Source organism: Minwuia sp., assembly GCF_048263705.1.
Classification (GTDB): Bacteria; Pseudomonadota; Alphaproteobacteria; order Minwuiales; family Minwuiaceae; genus Minwuia.
The window spans coordinates 131592-151646 of sequence record NZ_JBLXDV010000009.1 but is presented as its reverse complement, the minus strand read 5'-3'; the positions used below and the strand labels follow the sequence as shown (position 1 = coordinate 151646).

Sequence of the window (20055 nt, the reverse complement as noted above, 5' to 3'; positions counted from 1 at the left end):
AAGCGTCTAGGGACGCGTCAGCGCGCGCCGTTCATCCTCGACCACCTTGCGAAAGGCACAACCTTCGACGTGATCGTTCACCAGCCCCATGGCCTGCATGAAGGCATAGGCCGTGGTGGGGCCGACAAAGCTCCAGCCGCGCTTCTTCAGGTCCTTCGACAGGCGTGTCGATGCGTCAGTCGTGGGATTGGCGACCAGCGCGGTCCAGGTCACCGGATCGGGGCGGGTTTCCGGCTCCGGTTCGTAGGACCAGAAGAAGCGGGCCAGCGATCCCGTCTCTTCGACCAGGTCACGGGCACGGCGGGCGTTGTTGATGGTGCTCTCGATCTTCCTGCGGTGGCGCACGATCCCCGCATCGTCGAGCAGGCGTTCGACGTCCGCTTCACCATATTCGGCGACCTTGCGGAAATCGAAACCGTCGAACCCGGCACGGAAGTTCTCACGCTTGCGCAGGATGGTCAGCCAGCTCAGGCCCGACTGAAAACCCTCCAGACAGATCTTTTCGAACAGGCGGATATCGTCGGTCTCGGGACGCCCCCATTCCTCGTCGTGATAGATCTGATAGTCATCCTTGCCGCCGTGCCAGGCGCAGCGGACGATACCGTCATCGCCGCGAACCAGCCCGTCGTCGTTCACCGGTTGGCTCCCGGTGTCCACAGTACATCGTCCTTGCCGTCATTGTTCAGGATGCGGCCCAGCACGAACAGATGATCCGACAGGCGGTTGACGTACTTCAGTGCGGCATCGCTGATCTCGGCGTCCTCGGCAGCGCGCCACATCAGGCGCTCGGCGCGGCGGCAGAGCGTGCGGGCCAGATGCAGGTGCGTCGCGGCCGGCGTACCACCGGGCAGGATGAAGCTTTTCAACGGCTCCAGCCGTTCGTTCATGCGGTCGATCTCCTGCTCCAGCCGGTCCACCTGCGACTGGACGATCCGCAACGGTTCCCACTTGTAGCTCTCGGCGTGGGGCGTCGCCAGATCGGCCCCCAGGTCGAACAGATCGTTCTGGATGCGCGACAGCATCTCGTCCGCCTCGCCATCGGTGTGCAGCCGCACCAGTCCCAGCGCCGCATTGGTCTCGTCGACCGCGCCATAGGCCTCGATCAGCGGATCGGTCTTCGGGCGGCGCGATCCGTCGGACAGGGATGTCTGGCCCTTGTCGCCGCCGCGCGTATAGATCTTGGAGAGCGTGACCATCGTGCTACCGCCTCAGTTGTCGAAGAGAAACGCCAGACCCAGCAGGCCGATGGCGATGGCCTGGGTCAGCACGCGCAGGCGCATCAGCTTGTTGCCGTACTTCCGGTTGAATTCGCCGCCTTTGACCATCGAGACGATACCCGTCATCAGGACGGCAAAGACCAGGAACAGGGCGATGGCGATCAGAATCGTGAACATGCTCATGCTTTCCATATAGTTCGAAACGGTCGGGGATGAAATCGTCGGGACACGGTTTCGTGCAAACTGCGGGGCGTGTTCCTAACCGCGGGCGATGGATATATGCTCTACGAAACCGGGGGACATTCAGATGACCGACAAGACGATCACCTACTACTACGCCGCGCATTCTGCTTTCGCCTATCTGGGCTCGCGCACCTTCATGAATCTGGCACGGAAGCATGGCCGGACCATCGTGCACCGCCCCATCGACCTGCGCGCGCTGCTGCCGGCCATCGGATCGCCGGACTTCAAGGCGCGCACCCCCGCACATTACAAATACTACTTCGGGCGCGAGATCGACCGCTGGGCGGAATACCGTGGCGCGCCGGTACTGGGCCATACGCCGACGCATCATCAGAACGACATCGACCTGCCGAACTGTGTCCTGATCGCGGGGATGGAAGCCGGGATCAATATCGACGAACTGGCGCACCGGATGCTGGAGAGCCACTGGAAGGAAGACAGCGATCTGGCGGACCGCGAGACCCTGCTGCGGTTGTGCGATCAGGTCGGGATCGGTGGCGCGCCGCTGCTGGAGGCTGCGGGCACCCCCGACATCCGCAAGATCTACGATTCCTATACGCAGGAGGCCATCGATCTGAATGCCTTCGGCTCGCCGACCTACGTCATCGACGGCGACATGTTCTATGGCCAGGACCATTTGGAGATGATGGACCGCGCCCTGTTCAAGCCCTTCGCATGACCATCCTGCTGGACCATGTGAATATCCGCTGCAGCGATCTGGACCGGACGCGTGCGTTCTTCGAGGAGGTAGTTGGGCTACAGGTCGGTGACCGGCCCGATTTTCCATTCCCCGGTTACTGGCTTTATGCCGGTAATCAGGCGGTGGTTCATCTGGTTGAACAGCGGCTCAGCGGCGAACCGGGCGGCAAGGGTACCATGGACCATTTCGCCCTCAGCGGCGGCGATTACGCCGGGCAGAAGTCGGCCATCGAAAAGGCAGGCTTCCCCTTCCGCGAGAACGACGTACCCGGCATGAACCTGCGGCAGATCTTCGTCACCGGCCCCGATGACGTGGTCGTCGAACTCCAGTACCGGACCTGATCAGGCCCGCAGAGCCTCTGTCGCCGCCGTATCGACGGAACGGCCGTCGCTGGCGATCACCACGCGGTACACGTCGCGGGCGGCTTCCGGGCTGACAAGGCCATCAAGGACGTCGCGCAGGACCGCGTCCGTGGCCCGGTGGGCCGGATCGCCGTAACCGCCGCCGCCGGGCGACCGTGCGGTCAGGCGGGTAGGGGGCAGTTCGCGCATCCCGTACTGCGGGGCATCGAAAGGTGCCTGTCCGTCCGGGAAGACCCGCATCTCGCCGGTCTCGCCGGTGCCGCCGCCCTTGGCACCGAAACCGGAATGCTGGCCGATGCCCTCGCCGCGGAACGAGTAGGTCGCAGGCACCCGGGTTTCGACCTCATAGTCGATGCCCGAGCCGCCCCGGAACTCGCCGGCACCGCCGCCGTCCGTGCGAAACTCCTGGCGTCGGATACGCACCGGATAGATACGCTCGAATCCTTCGGCGTTGGGCAGGTGCAATCCGCCAAGGCTGACCAGCAGTCCGATCTGGTTGAAACCGTCGCGGCCCTGCACGGCTCCCGCTCCGGCATTGGCCGCCCAGTTGTACATCACGAACGGTTCCGAAGCGCCTTCCGCCCGGCCCGACGTGATGTTGTGGATGGTCTTGCCCCAGCCCGCGCAGGCGCGTGACGGCACGGCCTCGCCCAGTGCCCGCCAGATGGCGTGGATGATCTCGTGGGCGATGAAGACGGTGCACATGGTCATCGGCGCCGGCGCGCGCGGGTTCACGACGGTGCCTTCCGGTGCGACGATCTTCACGGTGCGGAAGGCGCCTTCGTTGCGCGGCAGGTCGGGATCGAAGAAGGACGACAAGGCCATGTAAACGGCCGAGTGCGTGTTCGCGACCGAGGAATTCTTGAAGCCCCGCATCTGCGGATCGGTACCCGTGAAATCGACCGTCAGACCGTCCGCGGTCTTCACCAGGGCCACGCGCACGTGGATGTCGCGCTTCTCGAAGCAGTCGTTGTCGGTGATCTCGGTTGCCTCGTAGCGGCCTTCCGGGATCTCGGCAAAGGCCGCCCGGAAGCGCTGGTCGGCATAGTCGAGCAGGGCGTCGAAATAACCCGCGCCTTCCTCGCGGCCCAGATCGACCAGCAACTCCTCCAGCCGGTCCGCGCCTATATTGGTCGATCCGATCATCGCCCGCAGATCGCCGTCCAGCAGGTCCGGCGTGCGGCTGTTCAGTTTCAGCAGGGCCCAGAGGTCATCGCGCAGTTCACCGCCCTCGATCAGCTTCAGCGGCGGCAGGCGGATGCCCTCGTGAAAGATCTCGGTCGCTTCCGGGTTGTAGGTGCCTGCCGCGCCGCCGCCGATATCGGACTGGTGCGCCCGGTTGCACGCCCAGGCGGCGAGTTGCCCGTCAACGAAGACGGGCCGCGATATCACCCAGTCTGGCAGATGGTTGCCGCCTGCCTCATAGGGGTCGTTGGACAGGAAGATATCGCCCGGATGGATACGCCCGTCGAAGGCTTTCAGCAGCGCGCGAACGGTGAAGCCGCCGCCGCCCGTATGGATCGGGATGCCATCTGCCTGACTGATCAGCGTGCCGGACGCATCGGCGATGAAGCAGGAGAAGTCGTGGCTCTGGTTGAAGATCGGGCTGCGCGCGGTCCGCGTCATCACGAAACCCATCTGCCGCGAGATATGGTCCAGCCGGTTCTGCACCAGTGCCAAAGTAACGGGGTCGATGCTCATGGCCGTTCTCCGATCTCGATCATGTAGTGCCCGTGCGCATCGACCGTCAGCCGGTCCCCGGCAGCGGCGAGGATCGTTGTGGTCGGTGCCTCGATGATCAGGGGTCCGTCGATGCTGATGCCCGGCCTCAGGTCTGCGCTGCGCCAGACGGGCACATCCTGCCATCCGGTCGCCGCATCGACGAAGCATGTCCGCGTTTCGGCGGCCTGCGTCTCGGGTCCGGTGACATCTGTTGGCGGCTCGGGCGGCTGCCGGTCGATCCGGCCTGTCGCCACGATCCGCAGCGCGGTGATCAGGATCGCTCCGCCGGGTTGAATGTGGCCGAAGCGGCGCTGGTGATCCGCCTCGAAAGCGGTGCGGATGGCGGCGCGGTCCAGCCCGTCGATCTCGGTGCGCAGCGACCATTGCTGGCCGCGATAGCGCAGGTCGAGCACGCGCTGGATCTGTTGCCGCTGCGTACCGATGCCTTCGGTATCCAGCGCGGCACGGGCCTCGTCGATCAACGGCGCGAACCCCTGCTCAAGTTCGGCATCGCCGCTTCGGTCCAGATCGCCGTCCATCACCTTCAGGAAGTCGAGACGCACGTCCGACCAGAGCATGCCCAGGGCGCAGAACGCTCCGGCCTGCTGCGGCGCGAACACCCGCCGGCAGCCGAGCGACCGTGCAACGGACGCACCGTGCATCGGACCGGCACCGCCCGCCGCAACCAGCGTGAACTGCTTCGGATCATAGCCGCGCTCCACCGACAGGCGCTCGACCGCATGCAGCAGGTTCTGTTCCAGCAGGCGCAGCATGCCGATCGCGGCCTCGTCGTCCGACAGGCCCAGCGGTTCGGCGACATGCGTTCTGATCGCGGCGCGGGCGCGGTCGATGTCCAGCGAGACTTTCCCGCCGGCCATCGGTCCGGGTCTCAGCCGGCCCAGCACCAGATGGGCATCCGTCGCGGTGGGCCGGTCATTGCCCTTGCCATAGGCCGCCGGACCGGGATCGGCACCGGCACCTTCCGGTCCGACGCGCAGCATCCCGCCGTCATCCACGCCTGCCAGGGTTCCGCCGCCCGCGCCGACCGTGTGAATGTCGATGGCCGGTGTCGCAAGATGATAGCCGTCGATCTCCAGCTGGTCGGACACCGGCACCGCGCCCGCCGCCATCAGGGTCACGTCGCAACTGGTGCCGCCGATCTCCATGGCGACCAGATCGTCCAGACCGGTGAGTTGCTGGTAGAGCTTCAGCGCGCCCACGCCGGCAGCGGGTCCTGACAAGGCAAGGCTGACGGGACGGGTGGCCGCTTCGCGCACCGATACGGCGCCGCCGTTGGACTGCACCAGCAGGATGGAGCCGGGCAGTCCCTGATCGCGCAGCGTCTCGTCCAGACGTTCCAGATAACCGACGACCTTGGGGGCCACATAGGCGTTCATGACCGCCGTCGAGCCGCGTTCGTATTCGCCGATCACGGGATTGATGTGCGATGACACCGAAATCCACGAACCGTTCCAGCATTCCCGGACGATTGCCGCGGCACGATCCTCGTGCGCCGCGCTCGCATAGGCGTTGTGCAGGCAGATCGCGACGGACTGCACGTCTTCGGCGTCGAAGCACCTGATCGCCGCGCGAATGTCGTCCTCGTTCAACGGCTCCTCCTCAACGCCGTCGCGATTCAGGCGGCCCCGGACGGGCATTCGCAGATAGCGCGGCACCAGGACTTCCGGGTTGGGCGCGCGATGATCCCACTGGTCGGCGCGGAACCCGCGGCGGATTTCCAGCGCGTCGCGGAATCCGTCGGTCACGATCATCCCGACCCGCGCGCCCTTCTTTTCCAGGATCGTGTTGGTCGCGATGGTCGAACCGTGCACGAACAGGCTGCACCGCTTCAGCAGGTCGGAAACCGCGAGTCCGCTGGTCTGCGCCGCAACCGCAATCACGTCCATCACCCCCTCGCTGGGATCGGACGGCACGGACGGTGATTTGAAGACATGCAGCGCCCCCGCGGCATCGATCAGCGCCATGTCGGTGAAAGTGCCGCCCACGTCGACGCCGATGCGCCAGGGCGGAGTCAGTTCGGTCATGCCATGTCTCCCCTGCAGCGCAGTGTTGCCTGTCCCGGCGTCAGGTTCAACTTGGCGATCCTCCCTGGAACCGCATACGATGGTTGCGTTGAAAGGGAGAACGCTCATGTTTCCGAATCCGGAAGGCCGTTCGGCCAAGCTTACCCAACGTGCCATGCAGGTTCTGCCGGACGGCAACAGCCGCTCCACCATTCGTCTCAGTCCCCATGCGGTCTATGTGAAGGACGGCAAGGGCGCGCGGGTCACCGACGTCGACGGCAATGAACTGCTGGACTTCAACAACAATTTCACCTCGCTGATCCACGGCCACGCGCATCCCGGCGTCGTTGCCGCGATTCAGGAACAGGCACCGAAGGGCACGGCGTTCGGTTTCGCGACCGAGGCGGAGATCGAACTGGCCGAAATGCTGGTCAGCCGTGCCGACGGCTTCGACATGATCCGCTTCTGCAACTCCGGGTCCGAAGCGGTCATGAACGCGATCAAGGCCGCGCGTGCCTATACCGGCAAGGGACGCATCGCCAAGTGCGAGGGTGCCTATCACGGTTCCTATGATTTCGCCGAGGTCAGCCTGGGATCGGGCCCCGAGGCCTGGGGCGACGAAAACCGGCCCAACAGTGTCGCCTACAGTCACGGCACCCCGAACGGCGTGCTGAACGACGTCATCGTCATTCCGTTCAACGATGTCGAACGCTCGGAAAAGATACTGAACGAACATGCGCACGAACTCGCAGGCGTGCTGTTCGATCCGGTCTCGACCCAGATCGGCCTGCTGCCGCCCAGCCCCGAGTTTCTGGACATGCTGGTCCGGTTCCGGGAAAACAGCGGCGCGCTGCTGATCTTCGATGAGGTCATCGCCTTCCGGCAGGGTTATGGCGGCTCGCAGGGGCTGATCGGCGTGACACCGGACCTGACCGCGCTGGGCAAGATCATCGGTGGCGGGCTGCCCGTCGGCGCGGTCGCGGGATCGCGTGAGGTCATGGATGTCTTCCGCGTGGACGGCAAGAAGGCGCGCCTGCCGCATGGCGGCACGTTCAACGCCAACCCGCTGACGATTGTCGCGGGCCGGGCGGCGATGCAGGACTGGACGCCGGAAGCGGTCGATGCGCTGAACGCGAAAGGCGAGGCCTGCCGCGAGGCGCTGCGCGAAGCCATCCGCATCGCCAATGTGCCGGGACAGGTGACCGGCAGCGGTTCGCTGTTCAAGATTCACATTCACGGACGTGAGATCCACACCTACCGCGATACCTACCCGATCGGTCTGGAGGCGGATCGTGTGGTCGCCCTGAACCATCGGCTGATCGGCAACGGCGTGTTCTGTTCCAGCTACGGCTTCGGCTGCCTGTCGACGGCCAGCACGGATTCCGAGATCGATCAACTCGCGGAAGCAAGCGTCGCGGCCTACCGGCAGATGCGCGAGGACGGCCTGTACGACGCGGACTGAACAAGACCCTTCGTATCCGGACGATACCTGCTAGTATTCACCGGTACTCTAGGCGGACGTTAGCGGAAAGCTGGCGAGGGGAGTGGCGGCAAGAGATCGCCAGATGAAAAATACGGGGGAGTATGCGATGCGGTCCGCGATGCGGGAGGAGATCGCGCAACTGAAGCGCGAGCGGATTCTGGAAGAAGCGCGCCAGCTTTTCTTCGAGAAGGGCTACCAGGGCACGACGCTGGACGCTGTGGCCAAGCAGCTTGAAGTCACCAAGCCCTTCATCTACTCGCATTTCGACAACAAGGCCGCGCTGCTGGGCGAGATCTCCGAACGGGGAACCCAGAAGTCGCTGGAAGCCGTGACCCATGCGCATGAGGCCGAGGGCGATCCGGCGGATCGCGTGGCCCAGGCCGTTCGTGAGTTCTGCCAGGTGGTGATCGATCATCAGGCCAACATCGCGGTCTATTTTCGCGAACAGCAATATGTCCCCGAGGCCTCGGCCACCAAGATCGATGACATGCGCGCCGAATTCGACCGGAAACTGTCGGCCCTGCTGCGTGAAGGCGTGGAGAAGGGCGTGTTCCACGTCCCCGATACCAACATCGCGACGCTGGCCATCGGCGGCATGGTGTCGTGGATGTTCACCTGGTACCGGCAGGGCGGTCGCATGTCAGACGAGGAACTGTGCGACACCATGGTCGCGCTGGCGATGAATACATTGGGCGTGAAGGAAACGCCATGAGCGTGCCCGCCTATGACTGGATCGCGCATCACGCGGCCTATCAGGCCGATGCCCTGGCGACTGTCGATCTTCATTCGGGACGGCGGCGGACCTATGCGGAATTTCACCGCCGTGTCGATCGGTGCGCCCTGTTTCTGAAGGCCGAACTGGGGGTGGCGAAGGGCGACCGCGTGGCCATGCTGGCCCACAATTCGACCGATCATTTCGACGTCGAGTTCGCCTGCCGCCGGATCGGTGCGATCTTCCTGCCGCTGAACTGGCGGCTGGCGGTGCCGGAGCTTGAGTTCATCGTCGGCGATGCCGATCCCCGGGTGCTGATCGCGGGGGCCGAGTTCATGGAACAGGCGCGCGCCATCCAGAAATCCACCGGTACACCGCATCTGGTGGAATGCGCCGACGGTGCGGCGAGCGCGTTCGAGACGGGCATCGAAAAGGCGCAGGGTGCTTGCGCGATCGAGCCGCTCACCCACGACGACACTTGGGCGCTGGTCTATACTTCCGGCACCACAGGCCGGCCGAAGGGCGCGCGGATCACCCACGGACAGGCGTTCTACAACGCCGTCAACAGCGCCATGAAATGCGAACTCACCCGAAAGTCGGTGAACCTCACTTTCCTGCCGCTGTTTCACGTCGGCGGGCTGCAGCTCTTCGCGAACGGTGTCTTCCATCTCGGCGGCACGAATGTGGTCATGCGGGCCTTCGATCCCGAGGACTTCCTGGCCGTGTTGTCCGACGCCGATCTGGGAATCACGCATGGCTTCGGCGTGCCGACCAATTTCCTGTTCGCCAGCCAGCTTGATGCCTTTGCCTCGGCCGATCTGTCGCGTCTGGTCTGCATCGGTGTGGGCGGGGCATCGCCGCCGCTGACCCTGCTGGAGACCTATGCGGCGCGCGGCATCGTCCTGCAGAACGGCTGGGGCATGACCGAGACCTGTACGCTGGGCACGCTGCTGTCGAAGGAACGCGCGATGGACAAGATCGGTTCGTCCGGCCAGGCCGCCATGCACACGTCGATCCGCATCGTGGATCCCGACGGCAACGATCTGCCGGCCAACGAGACGGGCGAACTGTGGATCAAGGGGCCGACGATCACGCCCGGCTACTGGAACCGCCCCGAGGCCAACGAGAAGAGCTTCACCGATGGCTGGTTCCATACGGGTGACGCCGCGCGGATGGATGAGGAAGGCTTCGTCACCATCGTCGACCGCTACAAGGACATGTTCATCTCAGGCGGAGAGAACGTGTATCCGGTCGAGGTGGAGAACGTGATCTATCAGCTCGACGGCGTGGCCGAAGCCGCCGTCATCGGCGTGCCGGACGACAGATGGGGCGAGGTGGGCCGCGCGTTCGTCGTGACCAGGGCCGGCTCGAACCTGAACGACGAGGCCATCATCAGTCATTGCAAGGACAATCTGGCGACCTTCAAGGTGCCGAAGTCGGTCCGTTTCATGGATGAACTGCCGCACAATGCGACGGGCAAGGTCACCAAGCACGAACTGCCGAAGACCTGAACGTCAGGGCAGGGGCCGCAGCATTGCATCCTCGCGCCTGACCGGATTGAAACCGATCCGCTGATACATGGGCAGGGCCGAGGGATGGTCGGCGGTGCAGGTGTTGATCGTGACCGCTTCGGGACCGCGCGACCACAGCTCGCTGACGGCCCAGTGCAGGAACCACGGACCCAGCTTCATGCCGATGAATTCCGGCATCAGGCCGAAATAGGCGAGATCGGCCTCGTCGGGCAGCTTTCTGAAGTCCAGCTCGGCGTATCCGGCGGGCACCCCGCGGACATACAGCACCATGATCTCGACGTTGTCGTCGCGAATGATCGCGCCCAGATCGTCGTCGCTCATGTAGCGCCGCTCTGTCCAGGTCCAGCGTTCGCCGACGGTGTTGTAGAGATAGCGGTAGAAGCTGATGGTCGGGCGCTCGGCACGCAGGATCGCGTGCGGAATCCCCGGTGTCGGCGGCGGTGCCTTGGTCAGCGGACGGTCCATCCTGAGATAGGTGATCGTGATCGGAATCGACCGTTCGGGCAGCGGATCGTTCATCGGCTGATCGGCAGATCGTCGCGTCCGCCCCATTCCGTCCATGACCCGTCATAGACGGCGGTCTGGCGATGACCGATCAGATGCAGGCCGAGCGCCAGCACGCAGGCCGTCACGCCTGAACCGCAGGTCGTCACGACCGGCTTCTTCATGTCGATACCGGCCCGGTCGAAAGCGGCCTGCAGACCGGTGGCATCCTTGAAGGTCCCGTCGGCCTTGAACATTTCCTGATAGGGCAGGTTGAGACTGTTGGGAATGTGTCCGCTGCGCAGTCCTTCGCGTGGTTCCGGGTCGGTTCCGGCAAAGCGCCCGGCGCTGCGCGCGTCCAGCACCTGCTCCCTGTTGCGCTTCACATTGTCCAGTACCTGATCGACGTCGCGGACCAGAAAGGTGTTGTAGCGCGCGGAAAGATGCCGTTCGCGCGGCACGTCCGGCAGATCGGCCAGCGGGCGGTTCTCGGCTTTCCATTTGGGCAGGCCGCCGTCCAGCACCGATACGTCGTCATGTCCGAACGCCCGGAACATCCACCAGGCGCGCGCGGCCGCCGTGCAGCCGCCGCCGTCGTAGATCACGATGCGCACGCCGTCGCCCAGACCCAGACGGCGGCAGCGCGACGAGAACTTCTCCGCGCTCGGCATCATGTGGGGTAGGTCGCTGTCGGTGTCGGCAATATCGTCAATATCGAAATAGACCGCACCGGGGATGTGCTCGGCCTTGAATTCGGCCTTCGGGTCGCGGCCCAGATGCTTCATGTACCAGCTCGCGTCCACAACGCGGACATCGGGCGCATTCAGATGCTGTGCGAGCCATTCGGTCGATACCAGCGATTGGGGATTGGCGTAGCCGATGATGGCCTCCTACTGCTTGAACTGGATCGAGACGCGGCGGTTCTGACGCCCCTTCTTCTCGATCTTGCGGACTTCGACAGGACCGATCTCGCCGGTCCTTGAAATATGCGTGCCGCCGCAGGGCTGCAGATCGCGTCCGCTGACCTCGATCAGCCGCACGTGACCGGCACCGGTCGGCGGTTTCACGGACATGGTCTTGACCAGTTCCGGTGTGGCTTCCAGTTCGGCATCCGTGATCCAGCGAAAGCTGACCGGATCGTCCGCCTCGATCAGTTCGTTGAGCTGGGCGGTGATGGTATCCTTGTCCAGGATCGCTTCCTGGATATCGAAGTCGAGCCGGGATTTCTCCGCGCCGACCTGCCCGCCGGTGACCGGATAGGGCAATACTGCCGACAGCAGATGCAGACAGGTGTGCATGCGCATGTGCGCATAACGCCGGTCCCAGTCCAGCGTGACGGTGACTTTCTCGCCGACGTCGGGGCAGGTCGCATCTTCGGGCAGTACATGCACGATCTGGTCCGGCGTGTCTCCTTTGACCGTGGTTGCTATCGGGACCTCGCTGCCGTCGGCGCGGGTCATCGTGCCGCTGTCGCCGGGCTGACCGCCGCCGGTGGGATAGAACACCGTGCGGTCCAGCACCACGCCGCCCCTGTCGTTCACGGCGGCGACGGTCGCCGCGCAGGATTTCAGATAGGAATCGTCACGGAACAGGGCTTCGGTCATGGATGCGTCTCCGAAAGGGCTCACCCTTCTGGATTAGTCCAGCCAGGGCGGTGTCGGCAAGCCTTTCTCCCGCAGGAATTCGGGATTGTACAGCCGGCTGAAATAACGCTGCCCGCCATCGCACAGGATGGTGACGATGGTGTGGCCGGGGCCGAGGTCTTTGGCCATGTGCACGGCACCCGCGACATTGATGCCGCTGGAACCGCCCAGGATGAGGCCTTCGTTCTGCGCCAGGTCGAAGACCATCTCGACGATCTCCGGATCACCGATGCGATAGGGGTGATCGACGTCCAGCCCTTCCAGATTGGCCGTGATGCGGCCCTGACCGATACCTTCCGAGATCGAGCTGCCTTCGGCCTTCAGTTCGCCGTGGGCGTAGTAGTTGTAGATCGCGGCACCGTGCGGATCGGCCAGGCCGATCTTCACTTCGGGCTTGCGTTCGCGCAACGCCTGGGCAACGCCCGCCAGCGTGCCGCCCGAGCCGACCGCGCAGATGAAGCCGTCGACGGTGCCGTCGGTCTGGTCGAAGATCTCGGGGCCGGTGGTCTCATAGTGGCCGTGCCGGTTGGCCGTGTTGTCGAACTGGTTGGCCCAGATCGCGCCGTTCGGGTTCTCCTTTGCGATCTCATCGGCCAGCCGCCCCGAATAGCGTACGAAATTGTCCGGGTTGCTGTAGGGGGCCGCCGGCACCTCGCGCAGGTCCGCGCCGCAGATGCGCAGCATCTCCTTCTTTTCCTCGGTCTGGGTTTCGGGAATCACGATCACGCACTTGTATCCGCGCGCGGCCGCCACCAGCGCCAGCCCGATGCCGGTGTTGCCGGCCGTGCCCTCGACGATCGTACCGCCTGGCTTCAGCAAGCCGCGTTCCTCGGCGTCGGTGATGATGGCCAGCGCCGCGCGGTCCTTGACCGATCCGCCGGGATTCAGGAACTCGGCCTTGCCCAGAATCTCGCAGCCGGTTTCCTCGGAAACCCTGTTCAGGCGGATCAGCGGGGTGTTGCCGATGGTGCCGACGAAGCCATCTTTAATTTGCATTTTTTTCTCGTAAAATACCGTTCATCCAGATGTGTCACGGTATTTAGGGCGAACCACACAACGGGTAAAGCCTGGAAGGTCCGCTCAACCCTTCTTGATCTGGTCGTATCCGTCCAGCGCCCGCTTGCGCGCCGTGGCGTGATCGACGATCGGCCGGGGATAGGTGTCGTCCAGGACGATACCGGCCTGCTCCAGAACATCGTCGGGCGCGTTCCAGGGCTCGTGCAGGTGCTTGTCGGGCAGATCGGCGATCTCGGGCACCCACCGCCGGATGTAGGTGCCCTTCGGATCGTAGTCCTGTCCCTGCTTGATCGGGTTGAAGATGCGGAAATAGGGGGCGGCGTCGGCGCCCGATCCGGCCACCCACTGCCAGCTTGCGGCGTTGTTGGCCAGGTCGGCATCGCACAGCGTGTCCCAGAACCATGCCTCGCCATGTTTCCAGTGCACCATCAGATGCTTGATCAGAAAGCTGGCGACGACCATGCGGACGCGGTTGTGCATGTATCCGGTGTGCCAGAGTTCGCGCATGCCGGCATCGACCAGCGGATAGCCGGTGCGGCCCTTCTGCCACGCCTTCAGTCCCGCTTCATCCTCGCGCCAGGGAAATTCGTCGAACTGTTCGCGCCAGTTCTCTTCCGGCAGTGTCGGATAGTGGAACAGCAGGTGGTGGCTGAATTCACGCCAGACCACTTCCGAACGGAACTTGCCGATGGACCTGGCGCCTTCCTTCTCGGCGAAGTCGAGCTTCTGCCAGATCTGATTGACCGAAATCTCGCCGAAATGCAGGTGCGGCGACAGACGCGACGTCACATCCCGGTCGGGATAGTTCCGGCCCTTGGCATAGTCGGACAGGTCGCCGTCGATGAAACGTTCGAAGCGCGCCATCGCCCCCGCCTCGCCCGGTGTCCAGCTTTCGCGCAGCCCGCCGGCCCAGTCGGGTTTCGTCGGCAGCAGATGCCAGTCATCCAGCGCATCGCTGTCCGGGAATGCGTCGGGCACGCCGATGCCTTCTGGGACCGGCAGCGGTTCCGCGGGCGGGTCGGCGTTCAGGCAGGCCTTCAGGAAAGGCGAGAACACGCGGTACGGGCCGTCGTCCTTGGTCTTGATGACCCAGGGTTCGAACGCGAGGTTGCCGCGAAAGCTCTGCACGTCCAGATCCCGCTCGCCCAGATCGGCCTTGATGTCCCTGTCGCGATCGATTTCCGCCGGATCGTAGATGCGGTTCCAGTAGACGCCCTGCGCGCCGGTTTCGGAAATCAGACCGTCCAGCACGCTCGCCGCATGACCCTTTCTCAGAATCAGCCGATTATTGCGTTGTCCGAACGCGGCGGACAGGCGTTCCAGCGTGTGATGCAGCCACCAGCGGGACGCGCCGCCCATCGCCCATTCGCCCGGCGTTTCGTCGTCCAGAATGTAGACCGGCAGGACCGGCGCGCCGCTTTCGGTTGCGGCTGCCAGCGCAGGATTGTCGGCCAGACGCAGATCCCGGCGGAACCAGACGATGATGGGGGCGTCGGACATGGGCGTTCTCCTGCTACAGGCTACCAGCAAGGCCGTACGGCATCGGCTGCGGGATGGATCACGCGTGCCGGTCGGACTTCAGACGTGCTGGTCGATCAGGATCGCGTTGCCGTCGGGATCCAGCAGGGTGCAGCTTGCCGGACCGGTGGTTGTCTCATCCGCCTCCGTCTCGAAGGTGATGCCGTCGGCCTTCAGCCGCTTCTGAAGCTCACGCACATCGGTGAAGCTATCGAGCGTCTGTCCGTCCGCGTCCCAGCCGGGATTGAAGGTCAGGATGTTCTGCTCGAACATGCCCTGAAACAGGCCGATCACGCAGCCCTCGTTCTTCATGATCAGCCAGCCCTGATCCGCGACCCCGCCGATCTCGCCGAAGCCCAGCTTCTCGTAGAAGGCCCGCGACGCGGCGATATCCTTCACCGCCAGACTGATCGAGAAATTGCCGAGTTTCATGTGTCGATCTCCCGTGCGTCAGAGCACCCTTGCGCGGACTTCACCGAGCAGGCTGTGGCGATAGACCAGTTCGCTGCCGGGCTTCGGGAATTGTGTGCGGATCACGGTACCGGTCAGGATCCAGTCGCCGGCCTTCAGCGTCGACCCCTGGGCCGTCATTTCGTCGGCCAGAAACTGCAACCCGTTGAACGGATGCCCCATGGCATCCGCGCCGACGCCGCGCCCGACCTCCGCACCGTCGATTTCCAGCGTGGCGGTGGCTTCGGGCAGGCCCGACGGGTCCACATCCCTGTGCACCTCGCCCAGCACCATGCCCGCGTTCCAGGCGTTGTCGGCGATCATGCTCATGGCTTCCAGCGTCGTGTAGTCTGCATCGCGGTCGTCAGCCACTTCGAACGCGGCGGCCATGGCAACGACCCTGTCGGCGATGGTGGCCATGTCGAAAGGGCCCTCGTCCGGATGCAGGTCGTGGCCCAGACGCAGGGCGACCTCGCACTCGAAGCAGATACGACCGAAATCCGAAGCCTTCAGGTCAGCAGGACTTTCGTGCAGCGATGGCGCGACGATGGTGCCGCCGACCGGGCGGTCGATGTTGACCATCTTCTGCATCGTCTCGGCCGTCAGCGCGATCTTCCAGCCGAAGGACGGGCGACCGCGTTGCGCCATCCGTGCGACGAACGCCTGCTGTACCCTGTATGCCTCGGGAATATCGACCGGGCGCAGATCGTCCGGCATCGGGACATAGCGATCGCCGTTCAGGTGGGCGTTGTCCAGCCAGGTCGCCGCCCGGTCGATTTTCTCTGTCGTCGTCATCGCCGTCCCCTTGTGATGGTGTTCCACGACAAAGACTAGCGTCTGAGGGGGCAGGGGAGAACCGCATGCGCGATTTCCGGACCATCGCCACCGGAAAAATCACCATCACGAGCGCCGGACAGGTCGAAGGTTCGCAACGGGCGATGGGCCTTTCCCGTTCAGGTGCGTGAGCAGGCTGGAACGTTCCGGCATCTGATTGAAACCTTCAGACGCACGAGGTGTCACCCCCGCTCGTGCCGGGGGCAGCAGATGATTCAGCCAGCACTGCGCGTGCCGGGCATGCGGAAAGGCCCCCGGATAAACCGGGGGCGACGGTCCGGGATCCGGCGGTTCAGTCGAGGACGGGAACGACTCAAAACCCCGTCAGTTTCACCAGCTTGTCCAGGATCGGCAGCACTTCGTCGTCCGGTGCGGGGGGCAGCCCGAACACCAGCCGGTCCACCCCGGCATCCTCGAACGTCTTGATCCGGTTTTCGTCCTGCGGTGCGGCGAAGATCGAGACGGGCAGGTCCGACGGGTCGCGGTCGGCTTCGGCGGCCATCTGCCGGAACTGCGACAGGGTCTCCATGATGTCCCAGCCGCGACCGTCGATCGGCATCCAGCCGTTGCCGTAGGCGATGGCGCGCTTGCCGCCGCCGGGGAAACCGCCGCCCACGATGATCGGCGGGCCGCCACGCTGCTTGGGCTTCGGCCAGGCCATGACGGGATCGAAATTCACGAACTCGCCATGATACTCGGCCTCGTTCTGCGTCCAGATCGCCTGCATGGCCTGCACCTTCTCGCGCATGATCTTGAAGCGGCGGTCGAAGTCGGTGCCATGGTTCTCCATCTCCTCCCGGTTCCAGCCCGCGCCGATGCCCAGAATCACGCGGCCGTCGGAGATCTGGTCCAGCGACGCTACCTCTTTCGCCAACTGGATCGGATCCCGCTGGATCACCAGACAGATGCCGGTGCACAGCTTGATGGTCGAGGTCACCGAGGCCGCACTGGCCAGCGAAACGAAGGGGTCCATCACGTCGTAATACATCTTCGGCAGTTCGTCGCCGCCCGGCCAGGGCGACAGCCGCGACGCCGGAATGTGCGAATGCTCGGGCAGCCAGAGCGACTCGAAGCCGCGTTCCTCGGCCGCCTTTGCCAGTGTGGCCGGCCGGATCGAATAGTCGGTGGCGAAAATCTGGACGCCGTACTTCATGATGAACCCTCCCCTTGGTTGCGCGGCCCGCGGTTCAGGCCGCGCGCATGCCTTCCAGACGTTCACGGATCAGCGAATCGGCTTCCGACATGATCCGGTCGATCAGTTCCTGACAGGTCGGGATGTCGTGGATCAGTCCGGCGACCATGCCGCAGGACCAGACGCCGGCGTCCATGTCGCCGTCCAGCATGATCTTCGGATAGACGCCGGCCACTTCCTCGATGATGTCCTTGAACTCCAGGGCGTCGCCCAGGCGCTTTTCCTTGGCCAGCAGGCTTTCGGCGGCGGCGTTGTTCAGCACACGCTCGGTGTTGCGCAACGGGCGCATGACCAGCCGCGTGTCCAGTTCGGACGCGGCGACGATGGCCTGCTTCACGCGTTCATGCACCGGGGCTTCCTTCGTCGCGATGAAGCGCGTTCCCATGTTCATGCCGTCGGCACCCATGGCAAGGGCGGCGACCAGGCTGCGCGCATCCGCCATGCCGCCCGACGCAACGAACGGGATCTTCAGTTCCTCCGCCGCGCGTGGCAGCAGGATCATGTTCGGGATGTCGTCCTCGCCTGGATGGCCGCCGCATTCGAACCCGTCGACGGAAACGGCATCGCAGCCGATCTGCTCCGCCTTCAGAGAATGACGCACCGAGGTGCACTTGTGGATGACCTTGATCCCGGCTTCCTTCAGGCGCGGCAGGTGCTCCGCCGGGTTGCGTCCCGCCGTTTCGACGATCTTCACGCCGCCGTCGATGATCGCCTCGATATAGGCCGGATAGTCCGGCGCGGTCAGCGAGGGCAGGAAGGTCAGGTTCACGCCGAACGGCTTGTCGGTCAGGCCGTTGCACTTGGCGATTTCCTTGGCCAGATCGTCCGCGGACTTCTGCGTCAGGCCGGTGATGATGCCCAGCCCGCCCGCGTTGGAGACGGCTGCGGCCAGCTCGGCAAATCCGACATAATGCATGCCGCCCTGGATGATCGGGTGCTCGATGCCGAACAGTTCTGTGATCCGCGTTTTCATGGTTATGGTCCTTCAGATTTTCCGCCCCGGTTGGTTGCCTCGACCCTGCCGTAGCCTGACGCGCGGGTCAATCTTGTCGCGGCGACGGTACTGACGCATGATCGCGCCGCAACAGGGAGAGTCGGAACATGTATCAAGTCGTCGGAAAGCCGAACAGCCGCGTGATGCGGATCATCTGGATGCTGGAGGAACTGGGCGAGCCCTACGAGATCATCGTCGCCGCTCAGCACACGGACGAAGTCACGAAGGGCAATCCGGGCGGCAAGATGCCGGTTCTGCGAGACGGCGGGACAATCATCCCGGACTCGGTCGCCATCTGCACCTACCTGGCCGACAAGCACGGCAAGCTGACGGCCCCGGCGGGCACGCCCGAACGCGGGCGCCAGGATGCGATGACCCAGTTCTGTGTCGACGAGGTGGAGGGGGCGCTCTGGACCGCGGCCAAGAACGACTTCATCCATCCCGAAGAGGTGCGCACGCCGGAGATCCGCAAGACCTGCGAGCATGAGTTCGCGAAGGCCATGCGGACCCTTGAGAAACACCTGGCGGACCGGGAGTTTGTCACCGGTGCCGCCTTCACGGTGCCGGATCTGCTGCTGGGCCATTGCGCGGGCTGGGCCAAGGGGGCGAAATTCAGCATCCCCGAGGGCCCGGTCGAGGACTATTTCGCGCGTGTCCGGGGCCGCGATGCGCTGAAGCGCGCCGTCCAGCGCGGCAAGGAAGCCACCGAGGCTGCCGAAGCGGCATAGCGATTGGCCCTCTCCATCTGGTCATCCCCGCTTGCGCGCGAGTGCAACGCGGGGATCAGACTGAACCAGCCGTTTTCTGATCCCGATCCCCGAGTCGTGCCGCCGGCGCGATCGGGGACGACGCAGATTCCAACTCTTCAGGAGCACCACGACCTTGAACTACCGCACACTTGGCCGGACTGACCTCAACGTATCGACCCTCTGTCTTGGTTCCATGACCTGGGGTTCACGCAACTCCGAAGCCGAAGGCCACGCCCAGATCGACCACGCGCTCGATCAGGGCATCAATTTCATCGACACGGCGGAGATGTATCCGGCCAATCCAGGCCCGGACGATCATTTCGGGGACACCGAGGCGGTCATCGGATCGTGGTTCGCGAAGACCGGCCGTCGGAACGACGTCATCCTGGCTTCGAAGATCAGTGGCGAGGGCTCGAAGCGCGGCACGGCGGAGGGTGCTCCGATCACCTCGAAGACGATCCGGCCCGCGCTGGACGCCTCGCTGAAACGTCTGCAGACCGACCGCATCGACCTCTATCAGCTGCACTGGCCCAATCGGGGCAGCTATCACTTCCGTCGCTACTGGCACTACGATCCGACGGGTCGGGCGCCGGAGCAGACGAAGCAGCACATCGTCGATGTGCTGGGCGAACTGCAGCGCCAGATCGAGGCGGGCAAGATCCGCCACATCGGTTTGTCCAACGAAACCGCGTGGGGCACCGCCCAGTTCATCCGCGCGTCGGAGGACCATGGACTGCCGCGCGTCGCCACGATCCAGAACGAATATTCCCTGATGTGCCGGATCTTCGATACGGACCTCGCCGAACTCTGCTGCAACGAGGATGTTGATCTGTTGGCCTATTCGCCGCTGGCCGGAGGAATCCTTTCCGGCAAGTACGAAGGCGACGTGACGCCAGCGCACTCCCGGCGTTCGGTGAACGACGATATCGGCGGGCGCATCACGCCGAACATGTGGCCCGCGCACGACGCCTATCTGGCGCTGGCGCGGGAACATGATCTCGATCCGTCGCAGATGGCGGTGGCCTTCTGCCTGACGCGACCGTTCATGGGATCGGTGATCTTCGGTGCAACGACGATGGATCAGTTGAAGGCGACCGTTGCCTCGTCAGACGTGACGCTGTCGGACGAGGTGATGGAAGCCATCGCGGCGATCAATCGCCGGCACCCGATGCCGATCTGA

The 20055-nt window shown here is 64.3% G+C and carries 21 protein-coding genes; 7 read left to right on the top strand and 14 right to left on the bottom strand.

Going from position 1 to position 20055, the window contains the following annotated elements:
* Positions 1–6 precede the first annotated feature (6 nt).
* From ACN0X7_RS14125 to ACN0X7_RS14115, 3 genes are read right to left on the bottom strand one after another with little or no spacing between them, the layout of a single operon-like run.
* A complete protein-coding gene (locus ACN0X7_RS14125) occupies positions 7–636 on the bottom strand; it encodes a DNA-3-methyladenine glycosylase I (protein ID WP_417518335.1) in 630 nt (209 codons plus the stop codon).
* Positions 633–1196 carry a cob(I)yrinic acid a,c-diamide adenosyltransferase gene (locus ACN0X7_RS14120; RefSeq protein WP_417518333.1) on the bottom strand — a complete coding sequence of 188 codons (564 nt, stop codon included), beginning with the start codon at positions 1194–1196 and terminating at the stop codon, positions 633–635. Before ACN0X7_RS14120 ends, ACN0X7_RS14125 begins: the two co-directional genes overlap by 4 nt.
* 12 nt (positions 1197–1208) lie before the next feature.
* Positions 1209–1394 carry a twin transmembrane helix small protein gene (locus ACN0X7_RS14115; RefSeq protein WP_417518331.1) on the bottom strand — a complete coding sequence of 62 codons (186 nt, stop codon included), beginning with the start codon at positions 1392–1394 and terminating at the stop codon, positions 1209–1211.
* Positions 1395–1524: 130 nt separating this feature from the next.
* On the opposite strand from ACN0X7_RS14115, the gene ACN0X7_RS14110 reads away from it, so the two are divergent.
* The gene (locus ACN0X7_RS14110) at positions 1525–2139 is read left to right on the top strand and encodes a 2-hydroxychromene-2-carboxylate isomerase (RefSeq protein ID WP_417518329.1); all 615 of its coding nucleotides are present in this window, start codon (positions 1525–1527) and stop codon (positions 2137–2139) included.
* The gene (locus tag ACN0X7_RS14105; protein WP_417518327.1) at positions 2136–2501 is read left to right on the top strand and encodes a VOC family protein; all 366 of its coding nucleotides are present in this window, start codon (positions 2136–2138) and stop codon (positions 2499–2501) included. Before ACN0X7_RS14110 ends, ACN0X7_RS14105 begins: the two co-directional genes overlap by 4 nt.
* Here the strand turns inward: ACN0X7_RS14105 and ACN0X7_RS14100 are convergent, their stop codons facing one another.
* Together ACN0X7_RS14100 and ACN0X7_RS14095 are read right to left on the bottom strand one after the other, a co-directional pair.
* Positions 2502–4223 (bottom strand): hydantoinase B/oxoprolinase family protein, encoded by a 1722-nt coding sequence (locus ACN0X7_RS14100; RefSeq protein WP_417518325.1) that lies wholly within the window; start codon positions 4221–4223, stop codon positions 2502–2504.
* Positions 4220–6289 carry a hydantoinase/oxoprolinase family protein gene (locus ACN0X7_RS14095; protein WP_417518323.1) on the bottom strand — a complete coding sequence of 690 codons (2070 nt, stop codon included), beginning with the start codon at positions 6287–6289 and terminating at the stop codon, positions 4220–4222. Before ACN0X7_RS14095 ends, ACN0X7_RS14100 begins: the two co-directional genes overlap by 4 nt.
* Positions 6290–6395: 106 nt before the next feature.
* Between ACN0X7_RS14095 and ACN0X7_RS14090 the strand changes: the two genes are divergently transcribed.
* From ACN0X7_RS14090 to ACN0X7_RS14080, 3 genes are all read left to right on the top strand, one after another.
* Positions 6396–7730, top strand: coding sequence for an aspartate aminotransferase family protein (locus ACN0X7_RS14090; RefSeq protein WP_417518321.1), 1335 nt, complete (start codon positions 6396–6398; stop codon positions 7728–7730).
* 103 nt (positions 7731–7833) lie between these two features.
* On the top strand, positions 7834–8463 hold the full coding sequence (locus ACN0X7_RS14085; RefSeq protein ID WP_417518319.1) for a TetR/AcrR family transcriptional regulator: 630 nt from the start codon (positions 7834–7836) through the stop codon (positions 8461–8463).
* Positions 8460–9974, top strand: coding sequence for an acyl-CoA synthetase (locus ACN0X7_RS14080; RefSeq protein WP_417518317.1), 1515 nt, complete (start codon positions 8460–8462; stop codon positions 9972–9974). Before ACN0X7_RS14085 ends, ACN0X7_RS14080 begins: the two co-directional genes overlap by 4 nt.
* A gap of 3 nt (positions 9975–9977) precedes the next feature.
* Here ACN0X7_RS14080 and ACN0X7_RS14075 read toward each other — a convergent pair whose 3' ends face one another.
* The 9 genes from ACN0X7_RS14075 to ACN0X7_RS14035 form a co-directional block, all read right to left on the bottom strand.
* The gene (locus tag ACN0X7_RS14075) at positions 9978–10514 is read right to left on the bottom strand and encodes a GNAT family N-acetyltransferase (protein WP_417518315.1); all 537 of its coding nucleotides are present in this window, start codon (positions 10512–10514) and stop codon (positions 9978–9980) included.
* Positions 10511–11359: a 3-mercaptopyruvate sulfurtransferase gene (sseA, locus tag ACN0X7_RS14070; RefSeq protein WP_417518417.1), complete on the bottom strand. Its 849-nt coding sequence runs from the start codon at positions 11357–11359 to the stop codon at positions 10511–10513. The genes ACN0X7_RS14075 and sseA overlap by 4 nt, the downstream gene beginning before the upstream one ends.
* 9 nt (positions 11360–11368) lie before the next feature.
* The gene (locus ACN0X7_RS14065) at positions 11369–12082 is read right to left on the bottom strand and encodes an alanyl-tRNA editing protein (protein WP_417518313.1); all 714 of its coding nucleotides are present in this window, start codon (positions 12080–12082) and stop codon (positions 11369–11371) included.
* A 33-nt stretch (positions 12083–12115) separates the two neighbouring features.
* Positions 12116–13117, bottom strand: coding sequence for a cysteine synthase A (locus tag ACN0X7_RS14060; protein WP_417518311.1), 1002 nt, complete (start codon positions 13115–13117; stop codon positions 12116–12118).
* An 84-nt stretch (positions 13118–13201) separates the two neighbouring features.
* Positions 13202–14638, bottom strand: coding sequence for a cryptochrome/photolyase family protein (locus ACN0X7_RS14055; protein ID WP_417518309.1), 1437 nt, complete (start codon positions 14636–14638; stop codon positions 13202–13204).
* Positions 14639–14716: 78 nt separating this feature from the next.
* Complete coding sequence (locus ACN0X7_RS14050) at positions 14717–15088, bottom strand: VOC family protein (protein ID WP_417518306.1); 372 nt, start codon at positions 15086–15088, stop codon at positions 14717–14719.
* Positions 15089–15106: 18 nt separating this feature from the next.
* A complete protein-coding gene (locus ACN0X7_RS14045) occupies positions 15107–15901 on the bottom strand; it encodes a 2-keto-4-pentenoate hydratase (protein WP_417518304.1) in 795 nt (264 codons plus the stop codon).
* Between the two features lie 352 nt (positions 15902–16253).
* The gene (locus ACN0X7_RS14040; RefSeq protein ID WP_417518302.1) at positions 16254–17093 is read right to left on the bottom strand and encodes an LLM class F420-dependent oxidoreductase; all 840 of its coding nucleotides are present in this window, start codon (positions 17091–17093) and stop codon (positions 16254–16256) included.
* Between the two features lie 34 nt (positions 17094–17127).
* Positions 17128–18105: an NAD(P)H-dependent flavin oxidoreductase gene (locus ACN0X7_RS14035; RefSeq protein WP_417518300.1), complete on the bottom strand. Its 978-nt coding sequence runs from the start codon at positions 18103–18105 to the stop codon at positions 17128–17130.
* Positions 18106–18233: 128 nt separating this feature from the next.
* Between ACN0X7_RS14035 and ACN0X7_RS14030 the strand changes: the two genes are divergently transcribed.
* Together ACN0X7_RS14030 and ACN0X7_RS14025 are read left to right on the top strand one after the other, a co-directional pair.
* Positions 18234–18854, top strand: coding sequence for a glutathione S-transferase family protein (locus tag ACN0X7_RS14030; protein ID WP_417518298.1), 621 nt, complete (start codon positions 18234–18236; stop codon positions 18852–18854).
* A gap of 154 nt (positions 18855–19008) precedes the next feature.
* On the top strand, positions 19009–20055 hold the full coding sequence (locus tag ACN0X7_RS14025; RefSeq protein ID WP_417518296.1) for an aldo/keto reductase: 1047 nt from the start codon (positions 19009–19011) through the stop codon (positions 20053–20055).

What these genes read in the sequence shown, in the direction of transcription:
- ACN0X7_RS14090 (WP_417518321.1), top strand. Translation starts at nt 6,396, where the DNA reads ATGTTTCCGAATCCGGAAGGCCGTTCGGCCAAGCTTACCCAACGTGCC.
- ACN0X7_RS14100 (WP_417518325.1), bottom strand. Translation starts at nt 4,223, where the DNA reads ATGAGCATCGACCCCGTTACTTTGGCACTGGTGCAGAACCGGCTGGAC.
- ACN0X7_RS14080 (WP_417518317.1), top strand. Translation starts at nt 8,460, where the DNA reads ATGAGCGTGCCCGCCTATGACTGGATCGCGCATCACGCGGCCTATCAG.
- ACN0X7_RS14045 (WP_417518304.1), bottom strand. Translation starts at nt 15,901, where the DNA reads ATGACGACGACAGAGAAAATCGACCGGGCGGCGACCTGGCTGGACAAC.
- ACN0X7_RS14095 (WP_417518323.1), bottom strand. Translation starts at nt 6,289, where the DNA reads ATGACCGAACTGACTCCGCCCTGGCGCATCGGCGTCGACGTGGGCGGC.
- ACN0X7_RS14120 (WP_417518333.1), bottom strand. Translation starts at nt 1,196, where the DNA reads ATGGTCACGCTCTCCAAGATCTATACGCGCGGCGGCGACAAGGGCCAG.
- ACN0X7_RS14115 (WP_417518331.1), bottom strand. Translation starts at nt 1,394, where the DNA reads ATGTTCACGATTCTGATCGCCATCGCCCTGTTCCTGGTCTTTGCCGTC.
- ACN0X7_RS14055 (WP_417518309.1), bottom strand. Translation starts at nt 14,638, where the DNA reads ATGTCCGACGCCCCCATCATCGTCTGGTTCCGCCGGGATCTGCGTCTG.
- ACN0X7_RS14040 (WP_417518302.1), bottom strand. Translation starts at nt 17,093, where the DNA reads ATGAAGTACGGCGTCCAGATTTTCGCCACCGACTATTCGATCCGGCCG.
- ACN0X7_RS14030 (WP_417518298.1), top strand. Translation starts at nt 18,234, where the DNA reads ATGTATCAAGTCGTCGGAAAGCCGAACAGCCGCGTGATGCGGATCATC.
- ACN0X7_RS14060 (WP_417518311.1), bottom strand. Translation starts at nt 13,117, where the DNA reads ATGCAAATTAAAGATGGCTTCGTCGGCACCATCGGCAACACCCCGCTG.
- ACN0X7_RS14035 (WP_417518300.1), bottom strand. Translation starts at nt 18,105, where the DNA reads ATGAAAACGCGGATCACAGAACTGTTCGGCATCGAGCACCCGATCATC.
- ACN0X7_RS14065 (WP_417518313.1), bottom strand. Translation starts at nt 12,082, where the DNA reads ATGACCGAAGCCCTGTTCCGTGACGATTCCTATCTGAAATCCTGCGCG.
- ACN0X7_RS14105 (WP_417518327.1), top strand. Translation starts at nt 2,136, where the DNA reads ATGACCATCCTGCTGGACCATGTGAATATCCGCTGCAGCGATCTGGAC.
- ACN0X7_RS14085 (WP_417518319.1), top strand. Translation starts at nt 7,834, where the DNA reads ATGAAAAATACGGGGGAGTATGCGATGCGGTCCGCGATGCGGGAGGAG.
- ACN0X7_RS14050 (WP_417518306.1), bottom strand. Translation starts at nt 15,088, where the DNA reads ATGAAACTCGGCAATTTCTCGATCAGTCTGGCGGTGAAGGATATCGCC.
- ACN0X7_RS14075 (WP_417518315.1), bottom strand. Translation starts at nt 10,514, where the DNA reads ATGAACGATCCGCTGCCCGAACGGTCGATTCCGATCACGATCACCTAT.
- ACN0X7_RS14110 (WP_417518329.1), top strand. Translation starts at nt 1,525, where the DNA reads ATGACCGACAAGACGATCACCTACTACTACGCCGCGCATTCTGCTTTC.